Here is an 18,243-nt window from a genome sequence, read left to right on the forward strand (position 1 = left end):
GGCGGCTCGGTGTGACGCGCCGGGCTCCGCGCGCCTCATCGCCCGGTCAGCCGGGGGCGGCGGGCGGGGGAGGGGTCATGGCCCACCGGATGGCCCTGGTCACGGCGTGGCCGCCCAGCCGCACACAGGTCTTCTCCACGACCGGCACGTGCGGCAGCCCGAGCGGCTCGCGCGCCCACAGCGGGAGCGTGGACACCGCGCTCGCGGCGAGGACGGTGTACGGGGCGCGGGCGATCGGCGGCAGGGGCGGGCGGAGCAGGATGAAACGCGCGGCCTCGCGGGCCTCCGGGGTGGCCCGCAGCTCCGGCCGGTAGGAGGCCAGCCGGTCGGCGAGGTCCGTCCGGTCGCGCGGCGGGTCGAGGACGCCGAGCGCGGACGCCACGCGCGCCATGTCGGCGACGTAGGCGTCGCAGCCGTCGGCGTCGAGAGGGTGCGCGCCGTAGCGTTGATGGGCGCACAGGAAGCTGTCGACCTCCGCGGCGTGCACCCAGCCGAGCAGGTGGGGGTCGGCGGCATGGTAGGGCTCGCCCGTGTCGAGGACACCTTTCACCGTGTCGTGCACGGCCCGGACGCGGTCGACCGCGCGCTGTGCGTCGTCCGCGGCGCCGTAGGTCGTCATGGCGAGGAAGGTGCTGGTGCGCTGGAGGCGCCCCCAGGGGTCGCCACGGTAGCCGGAGTGGGCCGCCACGGCCGCCATGGCCAGCGGGTGCAGGGACTGGAGCAGTAGGGCGCGCACACCGCCGATGAACATCGCGGCGTCGCCGTGGACCGTACGGATCGGTCGGTCCGGTGCGAACCAGCGGGGCCCCGGGGTGCCGTGGATACGGGCGCGGTTGACCGGCCCGGCGGGACCCGCGACATGGGTGAACAGGGTGCTGCCGAGTCGCTCCCGCAGCTCGGCGAGGCCGGGCGCGGACACCACGTTCATGCTTCAAGTATCCGCCCGGGGACCGGCCCGGCCGCAAGGTCCGGGAGGCGGCGGCGGGCGGCCTCGTCCGGCGTGCCGACCGGCCTCGCACATGCGAAAGCCCCGGGGCGCGGGCCCGGGGCTCGTGGTGCACGCGTGTCGTACGGGCGACCTACGAGACGGGCTCCCTTCGCCGGCATGGTCCGGATCAGGTGATGGGGGTCGCCTTCCGGTCCGTGGACCTTCCAGCCTCTCAGCCCGACCGCCGACGTCGGCCCCAGCGGGCATCTCCGCCAGAGTCGGCTACTTCGGTGGGACTCCCTCGCTCGCCCCGCAGGTCTGATATCAGCATAGTCCTCCACAGACCGGATGAAAGGGCTTATACCATGATTTTTTTCATGGATATGGATGGTGAGGGGCGTGGCTCAGCCGGAGGGATCCGTGAGCACGGTGAGCAGTGCCTGGTCGGTGATCGCCGCCAGGGACAGCGTCCGGTACCCCATGGAGTCGAACAGGACGGTGATCCGGTCACCCTCCTGGCTCATGACCATGCCGTCATCCCACTCGCGGTGCCGCACCCGGGTCCCCGGCGGATACGAACCGGCCGCGGGATGTGTCCGTTCGGCGTCACCGTGGACCGGGAGCCCCTCGGCGGCCGAGCCGTCGCGGGAGTCGGACAGGCAGACATCGCAGTGGCCGCACGGGGGTTCGTACGCCTCGCCGAAGTAACCGAGCAGGAAGCGACGCCGGCAGCCCGTCGTCTCCGCGTACGCCCGCACCATCTCCAGCCTCGACCGCTCCAGCCTTCCGCGGGCCTCCGCCGCCTCCGCCGCCCGCGCGGTGGCGTCATCGGCCGTCATGCCCGGGAGGGCGCGCACCTCGCCGGCGTCGTCGGTGCGGGCTGCCCCCGCCTGCTCCAGCAGGTTCGCGGCGGCCGTCACCCGGCGGCGTGACAGGTTCGTCTCCGCGCCGAGCTCGTCCAGCGGCACCGGGCCGTCCTGGTCGTGGAGCCGCTCGGCGACCTCGCCGACCGTCTCCTCGTCGGGCGTACGGGCGGCGAAGAGGCGTTGCAGACCGGTGTCCTGCGGCCGGTAGTGCAGCACCGCGACCGCGGGCCCACCGTCCCGGCCCGCCCGGCCGATCTCCTGGTAGTACGCGTCGAGCGAACCCGTCACGGAGGCATGGAGCACGAACCGCACGTCCTCCTTGTCGATGCCCATGCCGAACGCCGACGTGGCCACGACCACGTCCGCCTCGCCGGTCAGGAAGGCGTCGTGGACCCGGGAGCGCTCGTCGCCCGACAGACCGGCGTGGTAGGCGGCGGCGGACAGGCCCAGCGCGGCGAGTTCGGCCGCGTACTCCTCGGCGTCCCGGCGCGTCGCCGTGTACACGATGCCCGGCTTGGGCTCCGCCGCCGCGCGCTCCACCACCGCACGGCGCTTGTCCCGGTCCTCCAGGAACCGCCGCACCTCCAGCGTGATGTTCGGCCGGTCGAAACCGGCCACGACCGACACGGCGTCCTCCCTCATCCCCAGCCGCCGCACGATCTCCTCACGCACCGGGGGAGCGGCGGTGGCCGTCAGCGCGAGCAGCGTGGGCCGGCCCAGCCGCTCGACGACCGGGGCGAGACGCAGGTAGTCGGGGCGGAAGTCGTGGCCCCAGGCGGCCACGCACTGGGCCTCGTCCACCACGAACAGGGAGGGCGCGGCCTCCGCCAGGCGCTCGACCACCTCGTCCTTCGCGAGCTGCTCCGGCGAGAGGAACAGGTACTCGGCGTCCCCGCGCCGCACCGCCTCCCACGCCGCCTCGGTCTCCCCGGCGCCCTGCGCGGAATTGACCGCCACGGCCTCCGGAACCCGGTGCCGGAGCAGCCCCGCGATCTGGTCGCGCTGGAGGGCGATGAGGGGGGAGACCACGACGGTGGGACCGGGCAGCCGGAGCCCGGCCACCTGGTACACCGCCGACTTCCCGGCGCCGGTCGGCATCACCACGAGGGTGTCGCGGCCGTCCAGCACCGCCCGCATCGCCGTCAGCTGTCCAGGCCGCAGGGTCTCCCACCCGAACACGTCGGTGGCGGTCCGCTCCAGGGGGCTCGCATCGCTCATGACGGCCGACTACCCCGCAACACCCCGCCGACGACTCCTCCGGGGCACGCGGCGGGGCCGAGCCGCGCACCGGCGGCCCGGCCCCCGGCGCTTCCGGCGCCGGGCCTCCGTCAGACCCCGGTGAGTCCGACGGGCGCGCTCGCCGTACGCCGTACGCCGACCGCCGCCAGGAGGGCGCCCAGTACGCACAGCACCCCGGTGACCAGTGCGGCGGTGTGAACGCCGTTCATGAAGGCCTGGCCGCTGCCTTCCACCACCGCGGTCCTCACCTGCGCGGGCAGGTCACCGGAGACCGGCGCCACGCCCATGGTGACCGCGTCCTTCGCCTCGTACAGCCCGTGGGCGAGCGGCGCCGGCACACCGGCGGAGGTCAGTTCGCCGGTCAGCGTGGTGCCGACCCGGCTGCCGATCAGGGAGATCAGCACCGAGGTGCCGAGCGCGCCGCCGACCTGCAGGGACGTGGCCTGCAGACCGCCCGCCACTCCGGCGTCCCTGACCGGGGCGCCGCCGACGATCGCGTCGGAGGACGCGGCCATCACCATGCCCACGCCGAGACCCAGCGCGACGAAGGGCGGCCACATCAGGGCGTACGAGGAGTGCACACCCCAGCCGAGCATCGCGAAGGACGCCCCGGCCTGGAGGACCATGCCGAGCGGCATCGTCAGCCGGGCGCCGTACCGCTCGGTGAGCTTGGCCCCCAGCGGGGAGGCGACCACGGACGCCAGGCTCAGCGGCAGGGTGCGGACGCCGGCCTCGACGGGGGTGAAGCCGCGGACGTTCTGGAGGTACAGCATGACGAAGAAGATCACGCCGAGCAGGGCGAAGAAGTTGACCGCGGTGATGACGGTGCCGATGGTGAGCGCCCGGTTGCGGAACAGGCGCATGGGCAGCAGGGCGTGGCCGATCCGGGTCTCGTACCAGCCGAACACCAGGAGGACCACCAGGCCGGCGGCGAGTGTGCCCAGGGTCGGGCCCGAACTCCAGCCCCAGGTCTCGCCCTTGACGACGCCGAAGACGAGGACCAGGAGGCCGGCGGCCAGCAGGACGACTCCGAGGACGTCGAAGCGGCGGTCACCGGCGGAGTTCTTGCTCTGCGGCAGTACGAGCGCGCTGACGACCAGGGCGATGATGCCGATGGGCGCGTTGATGTAGAAGACGGACTCCCAGGTGACGTGCTCGACCAGCAGGCCGCCGACGATGGGGCCGAGGGCGGTGGACACGGAGGACACCATGGCCCAGATGCCGACGGCCATGCCGAACTTCGCCGGGGGGAAGACGGCCCGCAGCAGCCCGAGCGTGTTGGGCATCAGGAGGGCGCCGAAGAACCCCTGCAGCGCGCGGAAGGCGATCACGCCCTCGATCGATCCGGCCAGGCCGATGGCCACGGACGCGGCGGTGAAGCCCGCGACTCCGATCAGGTAGAACGTCCGGCGCCCGAAGCGGTCGCCCAGCTTGCCGCCGAGGATGAGCGCGGCGGCCAGGGCGAGGAGGTAGGAGTTGGTGACCCACTGGAGGTCGGCGGTGGACGCCTTCAGGGCCCGGCCGATCTCCGGGTTGGCTATCGAGACGACGCTGCCGTCGAGTCCGACCATGAAGAGGCCGAAGGCCACGGCGATCAGCGTCAGCCACGGATTGGCGCGGCGGCCACGGGGCGCCGGCGCCGGGGGCGGGATCGGTGCGGGCAGGGGGGAGCGGTCCACGGACGTGGAGGGGGAGGGCATGGGTGTGCCTTGTCTTCGAAGGGGGTTGGGCGAAGGGTTGCTCGACGGGCCTCGCGGTCACGGGCGGGCGACGGCATGGCGTCGGGAACGGAAGCAGTCCGCTCCCGCCGGTTCGGTCCGTGACGAAGAGGCCTCGTGGAAAAAGGGGGGTCGGCTCCGCGGAAAAGAGGGGGCCGGTCGCGGAATCAGCCGGACGCGGAGGACCGGAGGTGCCGGGTCAATGCGTCCAGGGCGCCCAGGGCGGAGCCGAGGGCGTCGAGCTCCCCGTCGGTGAGGGCGTGCAGCGCCTCCGCGACGTGCCCGTCGAGCAGCTCCTGGACCTCGGCGATACGGCTGCGGGCCGTCGCCGTCAGGTGCAGGTGCGCGATGCGCCGGTCGGTGGGGTCCTGCCTGCGGTCGAGCAGGTCCTGCTCGGTCAGCTGGGACACCAGGGCGCTGACGTTGTTGGGCTTCATGGACAGCGCCTCGGCCGCCTCACGCACGGTGACGCCCTCGCGGTCGCCGACGAGCCTCAGCAGCGCCAGCTGGCCCTCGGGGAGCTTGGGGTGCGGGAAGTCCCGCGCGACCCGGCGGTCGAGAGCCCGGTGCAGCGCGGGCAGGCACGCCGCGAGCACGGCGGCCACGCGGTCGATGTCCTGGCCGGACGCGCTGGAGGCGGGCATGCGGCCAGCTTACGTATGGCGAGATACCTATGTCAAAAGAGGTATCTCCGGGTGGGGTCCCGCACAACGGCATCGGTCCGGCCCGGCCACGGACCCTCCAGCCGGGCCGGGCGGCGGGCCGGGGACACACGCCGGCGGTCAGTCGGAGAAGGAGAGCCGCGCCAGCCGCACCTCCCCCCGGAGCCGGACGTGCACGTCGTGCCTCCCGTGCGGGCCGTGCGGGTGGTGCTTGCCGGGGAGCGCCACCGGGGCGGTCAGCCGTGTGTAGGCGTACCGCCCGCCCGTGGCGGGGACCCGGAACGCGGCCACCGGCGTCGCGTCCGGCAGCCGCAGCTCGATCGTCCCCGGGCCCGTGGCGGCCACCTCCACGGACACCGACCCGGCGCCGCCGAGGTCGCAGCGGCGGAAGACCAGCTCCCCCGGCTCGTCCCCGGCGGGCGTCACCGCGTCCCCCGACGTCCTGGCGCGGTCCACGATCACCGTGCCGCGCTGCTCGTCGTAGTCCGCCGCCTCCCACGCCCGCCCCAGCGCCGCGCGGGGGGCCGGTGCCGCGCCGTCGACCGTGACCGTCACGCTCAGCCGGATGTCCGCGCTGGAGGCGCCGGCCAGGAACGCGTACCGGCCGGCGGTGACCGTCCAGCGTCCGTGCGCGACGTCCCAGAAGCCGAGTTCGGCCACGGGAACCCGGAACACGAGCCGCCGGGCGGCCCCCGGAGCCAGCCGCACCCGCCGGTGTCCGGCCAACTGGCGCAGCGGCCGGGGAACCGCGCAGTCGAGGGCGCGGGTGTAGAGCTGGACGACCTCGTCGGCGGTGACGGCACCGGTGTTGGTGACCGTGAGGGAGGCCTCGACGGTGTCGCCGTCGCGGTGGACCGCGAGGTCGCCGTAGGCGAAGGACGCGTACGACAGACCGTGACCGAACGGGTAGAGCGGTGCGCCCTCGAAGTACAGATACGTCTGGCGGCTGCCGATGACGTCGTAGTCCAGCAGGTCCGGCAGATCGGCGTCGGCCGCGTACCAGGTCTGCGGCAGTCGTCCGGCGGGGGAGACGTCACCGGCGAGGACACGGGCCAGCGCCGTGCCCGCGGCCTGGCCGCCGTGCGCGGTCCACAGCAGGGCGGGCAGCGCGGCGTGCGCGTCCGCGACGGCGTACGGATACGAGGAGACGAGCACCAGCGCCGTGCGCGGGTTCGCCGCGCGGGCCGCCCGCCACAGCCGGGTCTGGTGCCCGGGCAGGGCGAGCGTGGTGCGGTCCTCGGTCTCACGGCCGTTGATGTGCGGGTCGTTCCCGGCCACGACGATCACGACGTCGGCGTCCGCCGCGGCGGCGGCCACCGCGTCCTCGCCGCGCTCGGTCACCACGATCTCGAAGACGTCGCCCTCATCGGCAACCTTCAGGCCGTCGGCGGCGACGGACACGTACCGGCCTGTTCCGACGTGCGCGAGGAGGTGGCCGTCACCGTGTGGATCCAGCCGGAAGGTCTCCTGGACGACCCAGCCGCCGGGCCGGTCGGCGGACGCGCGCAGGAATCCGTCCTCCGCGACCGACAGATAACGCCCGTCGGGTGCCCGCAGGGTGAGTATCCCGTTGCCCCAGTCGGCCAGTGCCAGCTCGCTCGGCTCGCCCCCACAGGTCAGCGGGGGAAGGTCGGTACGGCCCGGGAGCAGCGCGGGGTCCAGGGCGCCCTCGGCCCCCCGTGCCCCGGTCCCGGCCGGCGCCTCCGGTACCCGCACCCAGCCGCGCGCGGTCCGCAGCCGCACCCGGTCCACGCCCTCGGCGAACCGGACGCTGCCGGGTCCGAACCGTTCGCGCAGCCCGTCCAGCGGCGTGGAGCGGTGGATCGGCGTTCCGCTGTACCAGTCCAGCTTGCACTCGTCGGCGAGCAGGCCCACCACGGCGATCCGCGCGCCCTCGGCCAGGGGCAGCAGCTGGTCGTTCTTGAGCAGGACGAGGGCCTGTTCCGCGGCCTCCCGCGCGAGGTCCCGGTGCGTGGGGGTGTCGAAGTGCTGGGCGTCCGGGTCCGCGTACGGGTCGAGCCCGGGGTCGAACTCACCGAGCGCGAAACGCATCGCGAGCAGCCGGCGCACGGCCGCGTCGATGTGCTCCTCGCCGATCAGGCCCTGCTCCAGGGCCCGGCGCAGCCGCCCGGTGACGACCGAGGAGTCCTGGCCGTGGTCGGTGAAACTGTCCACGCCCGCGCGCAACGCGGCGGCCGTGGCCTCCTCATGGGTGTCGTAGTAGTGCTCGGAGTCCACCAGGTTGGACGGGGCGCCCGCGTCCGAGCACACCACCAGCGGCTGAGCCGTCCAGGTGCGCAGCTGCTCGCGCAGGTGGGGGGAGAGGTGGTTGGGCCGACCGTTGACGAGGTTGTAGGAGGGCATCACTCCGGCGACCGCGCCCGCCTCCACGGCGGGGCGGAAGGCCCGCATGTCGTACTCGCGCAGGACACGCGGGCGGACCGAGGAGGAGCAGGTGTCCCGGTCCGTCTCGTTGTTGTGGGCCAGCCAGTGCTTGAGCACCGGAGCCGTACGCCAGTAGACCGGGTGGTCCCCGCGCAGGCCCCGGGTGTACGCGACCGCGATGGCCGACGTCAGCCGCGGGTCCTCGGAGTAGCCCTCCTCGTTACGGCCCCACAGCGGATGGCGCAGCAGATTCACCGTGGGGGCCCACACGTTCAGCCCGACCCGGGCGTCGCGGGCGCGCATGGCGCGCGCCTCCGCCCCGACCGCCTCGCCCACCCGGCTCACCAGCTCCTCGTTCCAGGTCGCGCCCAACCCCACGGCCTGCGGGAACACGGTGGCCGGGCCCATCCAGGCGACACCGTGCAGCGCCTCCTGGCCGGTGCGGAAGGCGCCGACGCCCAAGCGCTCGACGGCCGGCGCGAACTGGTGCAGCATCGCGATCCGCTCCTCGAGGGTGAGCCGCGCGAGCAGGTCGTCGACGCGCCGGGCAACGGGCAACCGCGGGTCGCGGAAGGGCGGATGAGTGTCGGTCACGGGGAATCCCCTCGGGGGCGGCGGTACGGGCGACGCGTCGTTCGAAGCGCTTCGATGCTGAGGGCGGCGGCCGGAGGTGTCAAGACGTGTGGATGGTACGGCCCTCTGTCGCCGGGGAAGGCCAGGGGTGCTGATCGGTCCGAAATACGGCGAGGAATTTCGTACCGACCCTTGAACGACCCGGAGTCCTCACTTAACCTCGCTGCAACATCGAAGCGCTTCGACTGTGGATGTGCGGCAGAGCGCTGTCGCCGCGCAGAGGATCGTTTCGACGCGGCCACACCCGCGACACGTTTCGACGCGGCCACACCCGCGACACGGATACGGCACACATCACGCGCGACCCACATCACGCGACACACGTCACGCGGCACAGACCCACGCCGACAGCACCGCCGCCAGAACCGCCGACAGACACGCCGACACACATGCGCGAAGCCGATTCACCGAGCCCGCCGGCTGCCCGCGTGAGGAAAGGGTTGACGCCATGCCCACTGCCCAGGCCCCCAGCCGGAGGTCGGTCCTCGCATCCACCGCGGTCGCCGCGCTGGCCGTCGCCGGCGGAACACCTCTGCTGAACGCGTGCAGCGGCTCCGCGAACAGCGAGACCGAGGGCACCACCACGGGGAAGAAGCTCCGCGGCGTCCTGCCGGCGTTCGTGCCCTCCGACGTGGTCGAGCCCGACCTGCCGGGCAAGAACGGCTCCGCGCTCGGCTTCACCACCACCCTCCCCGCGGCCGAACTCGCCGTCTCCGTCCCGCGGAAGCTCGGCAAGGGCGGCCCCGTCACCATCATGGCGCCGATATGGGGCACCCCGCCCGCGTCCGGCAACCCCTACTGGAAGGCGATGGACGAGGCCATCGGGGTCCGGGTGACCTGGCAGAACCAGGACGGTGTCACCTACGGGCAGAAGCTCGGCGCCGTCCTCGCCTCCAGCTCCCTCCCCGACGCCGTCGTCATCCCCGCCTGGGAACTCGGCGGCAAGATACCCAGCGCCATCACCAACAAGTTCGCCGACCTCGGCCCGTACCTGTCGGGCGACAAGGTCAAGGAGTACCCGAACCTCGCGGCGATCCCGACCGGCGCGTGGCAGCGGTCGGTCTTCGGGGGCAAGCTGCGCGGACTGCCCATGCCGGCGAGTGAGGTCCCCAACATCGCGCCCTTCTACCGGGCCGACCTCTTCACAGAGAGGGGCTACCGCCCGCCCACCACGGCCCAGGAGTTCCTCGACCTCGCCAAGGAGATCACCTCGGCCAGGAACAAGGTGTGGGGCTGCGGCGACATGACGTGGGCCGCGTACAAGTTCTTCGGTGTCCTCGACGAGAAGCCCGTCTGCTGGAAACTGGTCGACGACAAGCTGGTCCACCGTATCGAGACCGACGAGTACCTCGAAGCCCTCGCGTGGTCCCGCTCCCTCTACTCCGCGGGCGTCGTCCACCCCGACGCCAGGGCGGAGAGCGGGGACATGGGCAACCTGCTGGCGGCCGGCCAGGTGTGGATGTACAACGCCGACCTCTCCGACTGGTACGGCAAGACGGTCGTCCAGCGGCTCGACGACCCCGGGTTCTCGATGGCCGCCATGGACTACTTCCACCACGACGGAGGCGACCCCCGCCTCTTCGCCGGCTCACCCGCCAACATCTGGGCCTTCATCAGCAAGAAGGCCGACGAGCGGACCATCCGCGACATCCTCGCCGTGGCCAATTTCACCGCCGCCCCCTACGGCACCAAGGAGCAGCGGCTCAAGGCGTACGGCGTCGAAGGCGTCCACCACACCGTCAAGGGCGGCGCGATCACCAAGACGGAGACCGGCAACAACCAGGTCTTCGCCACGTACGAGTACGTCGCCGGCCCCCAGCCCTTCATCGCTCACCCGAACCATCCCGACGTGGTGAAGGGCATGGTGGGCTGGCAGCAGCGCATGGGCGCCTTCGTCACCAAGCCCCTCTTCCACGGCATGCAGGTGCAGGAGCCGACCCGCTGGGCCGAGCTCACCAGCCAGTTCGAGGACCTGGAGAAGGACATCGTGCGAGGCCGCAAGAAGGTGAGCGACATGCAGCAGGCCGTGTCGGACTGGCGCTCCCGGGGTGGTGACCAACTGCGCGACTGGTACCGGAAGCTGCTCGACGAGACCGGCGACCAGGCGTCCTGAGCGGCGCCGGGCGGACGGGACCGAGGAGAGTGAACGTGTCGCAGAGCAAGGCGCCCGGCGCCGGCCGCGCCGCCGACGACAGCACCGCACCACCGCCGGGGAGCGAAGCGGCCACGGAGTCGGTCGCACCCACGCCGACCGGGGCGCCCGCGTCGCCCGGGGCGCCCGCGCAGGACGGAGCAGCCACGCCGACCGGGGCACCCACTCCTGCTAAAGCCGCCGCAGCGGACGAGCCGTCGGCCGTACCCACCGCCCGCCCCCGCCCGTCCGGGGGGATCCCACCCCGAGCGACCCCCTCCGGAGCGGCCCTTTCCGGAGGGATCACCTGGCGTCAACGGCTGCGCCGTGACCGCACGCTCATCCTGATGACGCTGCCGGCCGTACTGCTGGTGCTGGTCTTCCAGTACATACCGCTGCTCGGCAACATCGTCGCGTTCCAGGACTACGACCCGTACCTCGGCGACAACGCCTTCCAGGCCATCGCGCAGAGCCCCTGGGTCGGAACCGAGCACTTCACCCGCATGTGGGAGGACCGGCTGTTCCGGCAGGCGCTGGGGAACACCCTGGCGATCTTCCTGGTCCAGCTCACCCTGTTCTTCCCCGTGCCGATCCTGCTGGCGCTGCTCATCAACAGCTTCGTCCGGCCCCGCGTCCGCGCCGTCGCCCAGGCGATCCTCTACCTGCCGCACTTCTTCTCCTGGGTCCTGGTCGTCACGATCTTCCAGCAGATGCTGGGCGGCGCCGGCATGCTCGCCCAGACCCTGCGCGCACACGGCCATGAGGGCATCGACCTGATGACCGATCCGGGTCTGTTCAAGTTCCTGGTCACCTTCGAGATGGTCTGGAAGGACGCGGGGTGGGGCGTCATCGTCTTCCTCGCCGCGCTCGCCGCCGTCAGCCCCGATCTGTACGAGGCGGCGGCCATGGACGGAGCCAACCGATGGCGGCGCATGTGGCACGTGACGCTGCCCGCGCTGCGCCCCGTCGTGGCCCTGCTGCTCGTGCTCCAGGTCGGCAACGCCCTGACCGTCGGGTTCGAGCAGATCCTCCTCCAGCGCACCGCGGTGGGGGCCACCGCCGCCGAGGTGCTCGACACCTACGTATGGAACGTCGGCATCCAGTACGGCGACTTCAGCTACGCCGCCGCCGTCGGAATCGTCAAGGGAATCGTCGGCCTCTGCCTGGTGCTGGCGGCCAACAAGGTCGCCCACATGATGGGCGAGCAGGGGGTGTACAAGCGATGAGCACGCTTCTGGGAGCGCGGCGGCGCGAGGGCGCCCGCGGTCGGCTGCGGCCGGTGTGGGAGGAGGAGCCGCGCCGCGCCGGACTCGCCGCCAAGGGCGTGGTCCTCACCCTGGCCTGCGCGGCGATCCTCTTCCCGCTGTGGATCGTGATCGTCACCAGCCTGTCGTCGGTGCGGACCGTCACGGAGGCCGGCGGACTCGTCGTCGTACCCCGCGGGATCACGTTCGTCGCCTACGAGGAGCTGCTCGGTGGCGGACAGGTCACCCGGGCGGCGCTGGTGAGCCTGGGCGTCACGACCGCCGGGACGATCCTCAGCATGACGGTCTCCGTCCTGTGCGCGTACGGACTCTCCCGCAGCGGGTCGATGCTGCACCGGCCGCTGTTGATGCTCCTGCTGGCCACCATGTTCTTCGGCGCCGGTCTCATCCCCACCTACCTGCTGGTGCAGGGTCTCGGGCTGACCGACACCTACCTGGCGCTGATCCTCCCCAGCGCGGTGAACGTCTTCAACATCCTCGTCCTGCGGTCCTTCTTCATGGGGGTCGCGCCCGAACTCATCGACAGCGCACGGATCGACGGCGCGGGCGACGTCCGCATCCTGTGGCAGATCGTCATGCCGCTGTCGCGCGCCGTGCTGGCCGTGATCTCCCTCTTCTACGCCGTCGGCTACTGGAGCGCCTGGTTCAACGCGTCGATCTACCTCAGCGACCAGGACATGATGCCGCTGCAGAACGTGATGATGCAGCTGGTGATCAAACAGGAGCGGCCCACCGGGCTGGCGCAGGCCATCAACACGGGCCGGCTCTCCCCGCTGTCGATCCAGATGGCCGTCATGGTGCTCGCGCTGCTGCCCGTGGCCGTGCTGTCGCCGTTCGTCCAGCGCCACTTCAAGAAGGGCATGCTGACCGGCGCCGTCAAGGGCTGACCCCCTCCTCCGCCTTCCCGAGCGTGCCCGAGCAGCGGGCCTGCCGCAGACCGCCGCCGTGTCCGTGCGTTCCTGACGACGGACGGACACGGCGGTCTCCACCCCTCCCACCCCTTCCGCCCCTCCCTTCCCGCCGCCCCCGATGGATCGAGGTCCCCGTCGTGTCCCTGCCGCCGAGCCGCCCGGGCAGACGTACCGTTCTCGCCGCCGGCGCCGCCGCCGGACTCACCGCCCTGCCCGCCCTGCACCCCGCCGTCCGCGCCGCCCCCCGTACCGCGCCCGCGGGCGGCGAGGCCCAGCCGCACCGCTGGCGCAACGCCGTCATCGGCGGCACCGGCTTCATCACCGGAGTCCTCTTCCACCCCCGAGCCGAGGGGCTCGCCTACGCCCGTACCGACATCGGCGGCGCATACCGCTGGGACAGCCGCACGCGCGCGTGGACACCCCTCACCGACCACCTCGGCTGGGACGACTGGAACCTCCTCGGCGTCGAGGCCATGGCCGTCGACCCCCGCCACCCCGGCCGCCTCTACCTCGCCCTCGGCACGTACTCCCAGGCCTGGTCGGGCAACGGCGCGGTGCTGCGCTCGGACGACCGCGGCGCCACCTGGTCCCGCACCGACCTGCCGATCAAACTGGGCGCCAACGAGGACGGTCGCGGCTCGGGTGAGCGTCTCCTCGTCGATCCGCGCGACAGCGACACCCTGTGGCTCGGCAGCCGCCACGACGGCCTGTGGAAGTCCACCGACCGCGGCGCCACCTGGGCGCGGGCCGGCTTCCCGGCCGAGCCCTCGCCGACCGGACAGGGCATCACCCTCCTCGTCGCCGCCGGACGGGTGCTGTACGCGGGATGGGCCGACGGCGGCCCCACGCTGTACCGCTCCCGCTCCGGCGGCACCTGGGAGGCCGTGCCGGGCCGGCCGGAGGGGGCCGCGGCGCGGGTGCCGATCCGGGCGGCGTACGACGACGCGACCCGCTCGCTCCACCTCACCTTCGCGGACGCGCCCGGACCCAACGGCCAGAGCGACGGCAGCGTGCACACGCTGGACACCGCCACCGGCGCCTGGACCGACATCACCCCCGTCGCCCCCGGCGGCACCGCACCGGACGGGTCGCGCGACACCTTCGGGTACGGAGGGGTGGCGGTCGACGCCCGCCGCCCCGGCACGCTGGTGGTGACGACCAACAACCGCTGGGCGGAGGTCGACACCGTCTTCCGCTCCACCGACGGCGGGCGGAGCTGGACGTCCCTCAAGGACACCGCCGTGCTCGACGTGTCCGAGACGCCCTATCTCCGCTGGGGCGAACGCCGCCCCAAGTTCGGGTGGTGGATCCAGACGGTCGCCATCGACCCCTTCGACTCCCGTCACCTCGTGTACGGCACCGGCGCCACGCTCTACGGCACCCGCGACCTGGTCCACTGGGCCCCCGAGATCCGGGGCCTGGAGGAGAGCTCCGTACGGCAGCTGATCTCCCCGCCCACCGGCAAGGCCCATCTGATCAGCGGCCTGGGCGACATCGGCGTCATGTACCACGACTCACTGACCGCCTCCCCGCCCCGGGGCATGGCCGACAACCCGGTCTTCGGATCGTCCACCGGCCTCGCGCTGGCGGCCCTAAAGCCCTCGTACGTCGTACGGGCCGGCTGGGGGTCGGGCCGCAACGGCGCCTGGTCGGGCGACGGCGGCCGGACCTGGCAGCCCTTCGCGAGCCAGCCGGACGTCGCGGCCACGGCTCCTGGCCCGATCGCGACCAGTGCCGACGGCGGGGTCCTGCTGTGGTCGTTCGTCCACTGGGACGGCTCCACCCACGCCACCCACCGCTCCACCGACAACGGGACCACCTGGGTGGAGGTACCCACCTTCCCCCGGGGGGCCACCCCGGTCGCCGACCCCGTGAACCCCCGGCACTTCTCCGCGTACGACACCGCCCACGGCGTCGTGTACCGCTCCACCGACTCGGGGCGGACCTTCACCGCCGGCGCGTCCGGCCTGCCCTCCGGCGATACGCAGTTCCGGCTCGCCGCCGCCCCCGGGCGTCGGGGTGATCTCTGGCTCTCGGCCAAGTGGAACGGCCTCTTCCGGTCCATGGACGGCGGTCGCACCTTCACCAAGGTGACCAGCTGTTGGGCCTCGTACGCCCTGGGCTTCGGCAGGGCCGCCACCGGCGCCGGCTACCCGGCGGTCTTCCAGGTCGGCGCGACGGACCGGATCACCGCGGTGTACCGCTCCGACGACGAGGGCGCCTCCTGGATACGGATCAACGACGACGACCACCAGTGGGGCTGGACCGGCGAGACCATCACCGGCGACCCGCGCGTCCACGGCCGCGTCTACCTCGGCACCAACGGCCGCGGCATCCAGTACGCCGACCCCGTCTGACGCCTCCCCGCGTCCCCCTGCGACGAAGCGAGTCCCCGCATGCCCTCCCTCAACGACGCCACCGGCACCCGCATCCTGTTCGGCGGCGACTACAACCCCGAACAGTGGCCGGAGGAGACCTGGTCCGAGGACATCCGGCTGATGAAGGACGCCGGGGTCAACTCCGTCACCCTCGGCGTCTTCTCCTGGGCGAGGATCGAACCCCGCCCGGGAGCCCGCGACTTCGGCTGGCTGGACCGGCTGATGGACCTGACGCACCAGCACGGCATCGGTGTCGTACTCGCCACCCCCACCGCCTCACCGCCCCCCTGGATGGGGGCCCGTCATCCCGACACCCTCCCGCGCGGCGAGGACGGATCGGTCGTCTGGTACGGCTCACGCCAGCACTTCTGCCCCAGCTCACCCGTCTACCGGACGTACGCCGCCGCCCTCACCGAGGACCTCGCCGCCCGCTACGCCGGCCACCCCGCGCTGCGCGTGTGGCACATCAACAACGAGTACTGCACCTTCTGCTGGTGCGACGGGACCGCCCGGCACTTCCGCCGCTGGCTGCGCGACAGGTACGCGACGATCGACGCGCTCAACGAGGCGTGGGGTACCGCCTTCTGGAGCCAGCGCTACGACACCTGGGAGGAGATCATCCCGCCGCGGAAGGCCCAGTACCTGCGCAACCCCGCCTGCGCGCTGGACTTCCGGCGCTTCACGTCGGACGCCCTCCTGGAGTGCTACACCGCCGAGCGGGACATCGTCGCGGCGCACACGCCGCACATCCCGGTCACGACCAACTTCATGCCGTTCTGGACCGGCCAGGACGCGTGGACGTGGGCCGGGGAGGAGGACGTCGTGTCCGTCGACATCTACCCGGACCCCCGGGACCCGCTCGGCGGGCAGTACGGCGCGATGATCCAGGACATGACCCGCTCCCAGGCGCGAGGACCGTGGATGCTGATGGAACAGGCGGCCGGCCGGGTCAACTTCCGCGAGGTGAACCACCCCAAGCCGCGCGGACTCGGCCGCCTGTGGTCCTGGCAGGCCGTCGCCCGCGGCGCGGACGCCGTCTGCTACTTCCAGTGGCGGCAGTCCCGGCAGGGCGCGGAGAAGTTCCACTCCGCGATGGTCACCCACGCCGGTGAACGGGGCCGCACCTACCAGGAGATCAAGCGCGTCGGCGCCGAACTCGCCCGGCTCGGCGAGCGGATCGCGGGCTCCTCCGTCACCGCCGACGTGGCGATCCTGCACGACTGGAACTCCTGGTGGGCCGGGGGACAGGAGGGCCGCCTCTCCCGCGAGCTCGACTACCCCACCGTCGTCCGCGCGTGGCACCGGGCGCTCTGGGAAGCGGGCCACCTCACCGACTTCGCCCACCCCGAGCACGACCTGAGCGGCTACCGCCTGGTCGCGGTCCCTCAGCTGTACCTGCTGACCGACGCCGCCGTCGACAACCTGGTCGCGTACGTACGCGATGGGGGCACCCTCGTCTCCGGTTTCCTCACCGGCACCGTCGACGGTGACGACCGCGTCAGGGAGGGCGGCATGGACGCGCGCCTGCGGGAGCTGTTCGGCATCGGGATCGTCCACGAGTGGTGGCCGCTGGAGGCGGGCGAGACGGTCGGCTGCGAGAGCCCCGACGGAGCGGGCGGCCCCGACGGGCCCGGCGGCCCCGGTGCCTTTCGCGGCTCGGTGTGGTCGGAGGAGCTGGAGGCCTCCACGGCCCGGACGGTGGGCGTGTACCGCGGCGGCCCGCTCGACGGCATGCCCGCCGTCCTGCGCAACGACCGCGCCTGGTACCTCTCCACCCTCCCCGAACCCCCCGCCCTGCGGGCCCTGCTGACGGGCGCGGCCTCGGAGGCCGGTGCCCGGCCCGTGCTGGCGGACCGCCCCGCCGGACTGGAGGCCGTACGCCGCGGGGACCTGCTGTTCCTGCTCAACCACGCCCCCGGCCCGGTCACCGCCACGGTGCCCGGCCACCACCACGACCTGCTCTCCGGCCGTCGGGTGGACGGCACGGTCCAGCTCGACCGCCACGGCGTGGCCGTCCTCGTCGCCCGCTGACCGGCAGGCGGGCCGCCGGTCAGCGCCCGCCCCGGCGCCGGTGCGCCCATGACGGTGGCTCAGGCGGCGGGGACGGGTGCGACCGGGGCCGGCCCACTGCTCGCGCGCACGGTGAGCCGCGGCTCCAGCAGGACGACCTCACCACCCGGCCGCCCCTCCAGCTTCGCGATCACCCGCTCGACGGCGTGCCGGGCCATCTCCCGCGCCGGAATGGTCACGGACGTGAGCCGTACCGACCCCTGGACGGCGACCTGTTCGGGGCAGACGGCGACCACGGAGACGTCCTCGGGGACGGCCCTGCGCTCCTGGCGCAGCAACCCCAGCAGCGGTTCGACGGCCTGCTCGTTCTGCACGACGAAGCCCGTCACGCCGGGGCGTTCGGTGAAGATATGGGCGAGGGCACCCGCCATCGCCGCGTAGGTGCCCTCGCACGGGCGGTGCAGCACCCGCAGCCCCAGCTCCCGCGCACGGGTCCGCAGCCCGCCGATGGTCCGCTCGGCGAAGCCGGTCCGCCGCTCGTACACGGCGGGCGCCTCGCCGATCACGGCGATCTCACGGTGGCCGAGCCCGGCCAGGTGCTCGGCGCACAGCGCGCCCGTCGCGGTGAAGTCGAGGTCCACACAGGTCAGTCCGGAGGTCTCCGCCGGCAACCCGACGAGCACGGCCGGCCGGCCGCTCTCGCGCAGCAACGGCAGCCGGGCGTCATCCAGTTCCACGTCCATGAGGATCATGGCGTCGGCGAGTCCGCTGCCCACCACCCGGCGTACGGAGGCGGGGCCCTCCTCACCGGTGAGCATCAGCACGTCGAAGCCGTACGAACGGGCGTGCGCGGCGATGGCCACGGCGATCTCCATCATCACGGGTACGTACATGTCCATCCGCAGCGGCATCATCAGCGCGATGATGTGGGACCTGCTGCTCGCCAGCGCCCGGGCTCCGGCGTTCGGGTGGTAGCCGAGCTCCAGGATGCTGCGCTCGACCCGCTTCCGGGTGACCGCGGAGATGGCCCGCTTGCCGCTGAGGACGTAGCTCACCGTGCTGGCGGAGACTCCGGCGTGCTGCGCTACGTCGGCAAGGGTGACCATCGGGACTCCAG

At 72.7% G+C, this 18,243-nt stretch carries 11 protein-coding genes and 1 riboswitch; of the genes, 5 read left to right on the plus strand and 6 right to left on the minus strand.

Features of this window, described 5'->3' with window-relative positions:
* Positions 1-46: 46 nt before the first annotated feature.
* The 5 genes from ABZZ38_RS09275 to ABZZ38_RS09295 all read right to left on the minus strand — a co-directional run bounded on the left by ABZZ38_RS09275 (position 47) and on the right by ABZZ38_RS09295 (position 8,392).
* Positions 47-928 (minus strand): oxygenase MpaB family protein, encoded by an 882-nt coding sequence (locus tag ABZZ38_RS09275; RefSeq protein WP_356737387.1) that lies wholly within the window; start codon positions 926-928, stop codon positions 47-49.
* A 147-nt stretch (positions 929-1,075) separates the two neighbouring features.
* A riboswitch (TPP riboswitch) is annotated at positions 1,076-1,209 on the minus strand.
* Positions 1,210-1,332: 123 nt separating this feature from the next.
* Positions 1,333-3,012, minus strand: a complete 1,680-nt coding sequence (locus tag ABZZ38_RS09280; RefSeq protein WP_356737389.1) for a RecQ family ATP-dependent DNA helicase — start codon at positions 3,010-3,012, stop codon at positions 1,333-1,335.
* A 110-nt stretch (positions 3,013-3,122) separates the two neighbouring features.
* Positions 3,123-4,733: an MFS transporter gene (locus ABZZ38_RS09285; RefSeq protein ID WP_356737391.1), complete on the minus strand. Its 1,611-nt coding sequence runs from the start codon at positions 4,731-4,733 to the stop codon at positions 3,123-3,125.
* Between the two features lie 185 nt (positions 4,734-4,918).
* Complete coding sequence (locus tag ABZZ38_RS09290; protein ID WP_356737393.1) at positions 4,919-5,395, minus strand: MarR family transcriptional regulator; 477 nt, start codon at positions 5,393-5,395, stop codon at positions 4,919-4,921.
* Between the two features lie 138 nt (positions 5,396-5,533).
* Complete coding sequence (locus ABZZ38_RS09295; RefSeq protein ID WP_356737395.1) at positions 5,534-8,392, minus strand: glycoside hydrolase family 3 C-terminal domain-containing protein; 2,859 nt, start codon at positions 8,390-8,392, stop codon at positions 5,534-5,536.
* A gap of 487 nt (positions 8,393-8,879) precedes the next feature.
* On the opposite strand from ABZZ38_RS09295, the gene ABZZ38_RS09300 reads away from it, so the two are divergent.
* The 5 genes from ABZZ38_RS09300 to ABZZ38_RS09320 all read left to right on the plus strand — a co-directional run bounded on the left by ABZZ38_RS09300 (position 8,880) and on the right by ABZZ38_RS09320 (position 17,147).
* Complete coding sequence (locus tag ABZZ38_RS09300; RefSeq protein ID WP_356737397.1) at positions 8,880-10,544, plus strand: extracellular solute-binding protein; 1,665 nt, start codon at positions 8,880-8,882, stop codon at positions 10,542-10,544.
* 275 nt (positions 10,545-10,819) lie between these two features.
* A complete protein-coding gene (locus ABZZ38_RS09305; protein WP_356737591.1) occupies positions 10,820-11,788 on the plus strand; it encodes an ABC transporter permease subunit in 969 nt (322 codons plus the stop codon).
* Positions 11,785-12,714 carry a carbohydrate ABC transporter permease gene (locus ABZZ38_RS09310; RefSeq protein ID WP_356737399.1) on the plus strand — a complete coding sequence of 310 codons (930 nt, stop codon included), beginning with the start codon at positions 11,785-11,787 and terminating at the stop codon, positions 12,712-12,714. Before ABZZ38_RS09305 ends, ABZZ38_RS09310 begins: the two co-directional genes overlap by 4 nt.
* A 167-nt stretch (positions 12,715-12,881) precedes the next feature.
* Positions 12,882-15,095, plus strand: a complete 2,214-nt coding sequence (locus ABZZ38_RS09315) for a 1,4-beta-glucanase (protein WP_356737593.1) — start codon at positions 12,882-12,884, stop codon at positions 15,093-15,095.
* A 39-nt stretch (positions 15,096-15,134) separates the two neighbouring features.
* Complete coding sequence (locus tag ABZZ38_RS09320; RefSeq protein WP_356737401.1) at positions 15,135-17,147, plus strand: beta-galactosidase; 2,013 nt, start codon at positions 15,135-15,137, stop codon at positions 17,145-17,147.
* A gap of 59 nt (positions 17,148-17,206) precedes the next feature.
* Here the strand turns inward: ABZZ38_RS09320 and ABZZ38_RS09325 are convergent, their stop codons facing one another.
* Positions 17,207-18,232, minus strand: coding sequence for a LacI family DNA-binding transcriptional regulator (locus ABZZ38_RS09325; protein WP_356737403.1), 1,026 nt, complete (start codon positions 18,230-18,232; stop codon positions 17,207-17,209).
* Positions 18,233-18,243: the final 11 nt, after the last annotated feature.

The sequence above is a fragment of the Streptomyces sp. NPDC006368 genome (assembly GCF_040612535.1).
GTDB lineage: Bacteria > Actinomycetota > Actinomycetes > Streptomycetales > Streptomycetaceae > Streptomyces.

Bases quoted from the DNA above. Each gene is read 5' to 3' on its own strand.
- ABZZ38_RS09275 (WP_356737387.1), bottom strand. From the start codon at position 928: ATGAACGTGGTGTCCGCGCCCGGCCTCGCCGAGCTGCGGGAGCGACTC.
- ABZZ38_RS09280 (WP_356737389.1), bottom strand. From the start codon at position 3,012: ATGAGCGATGCGAGCCCCCTGGAGCGGACCGCCACCGACGTGTTCGGG.
- ABZZ38_RS09285 (WP_356737391.1), bottom strand. From the start codon at position 4,733: ATGCCCTCCCCCTCCACGTCCGTGGACCGCTCCCCCCTGCCCGCACCG.
- ABZZ38_RS09290 (WP_356737393.1), bottom strand. From the start codon at position 5,395: ATGCCCGCCTCCAGCGCGTCCGGCCAGGACATCGACCGCGTGGCCGCC.
- ABZZ38_RS09300 (WP_356737397.1), top strand. From the start codon at position 8,880: ATGCCCACTGCCCAGGCCCCCAGCCGGAGGTCGGTCCTCGCATCCACC.
- ABZZ38_RS09310 (WP_356737399.1), top strand. From the start codon at position 11,785: ATGAGCACGCTTCTGGGAGCGCGGCGGCGCGAGGGCGCCCGCGGTCGG.
- ABZZ38_RS09320 (WP_356737401.1), top strand. From the start codon at position 15,135: ATGCCCTCCCTCAACGACGCCACCGGCACCCGCATCCTGTTCGGCGGC.
- ABZZ38_RS09325 (WP_356737403.1), bottom strand. From the start codon at position 18,232: ATGGTCACCCTTGCCGACGTAGCGCAGCACGCCGGAGTCTCCGCCAGC.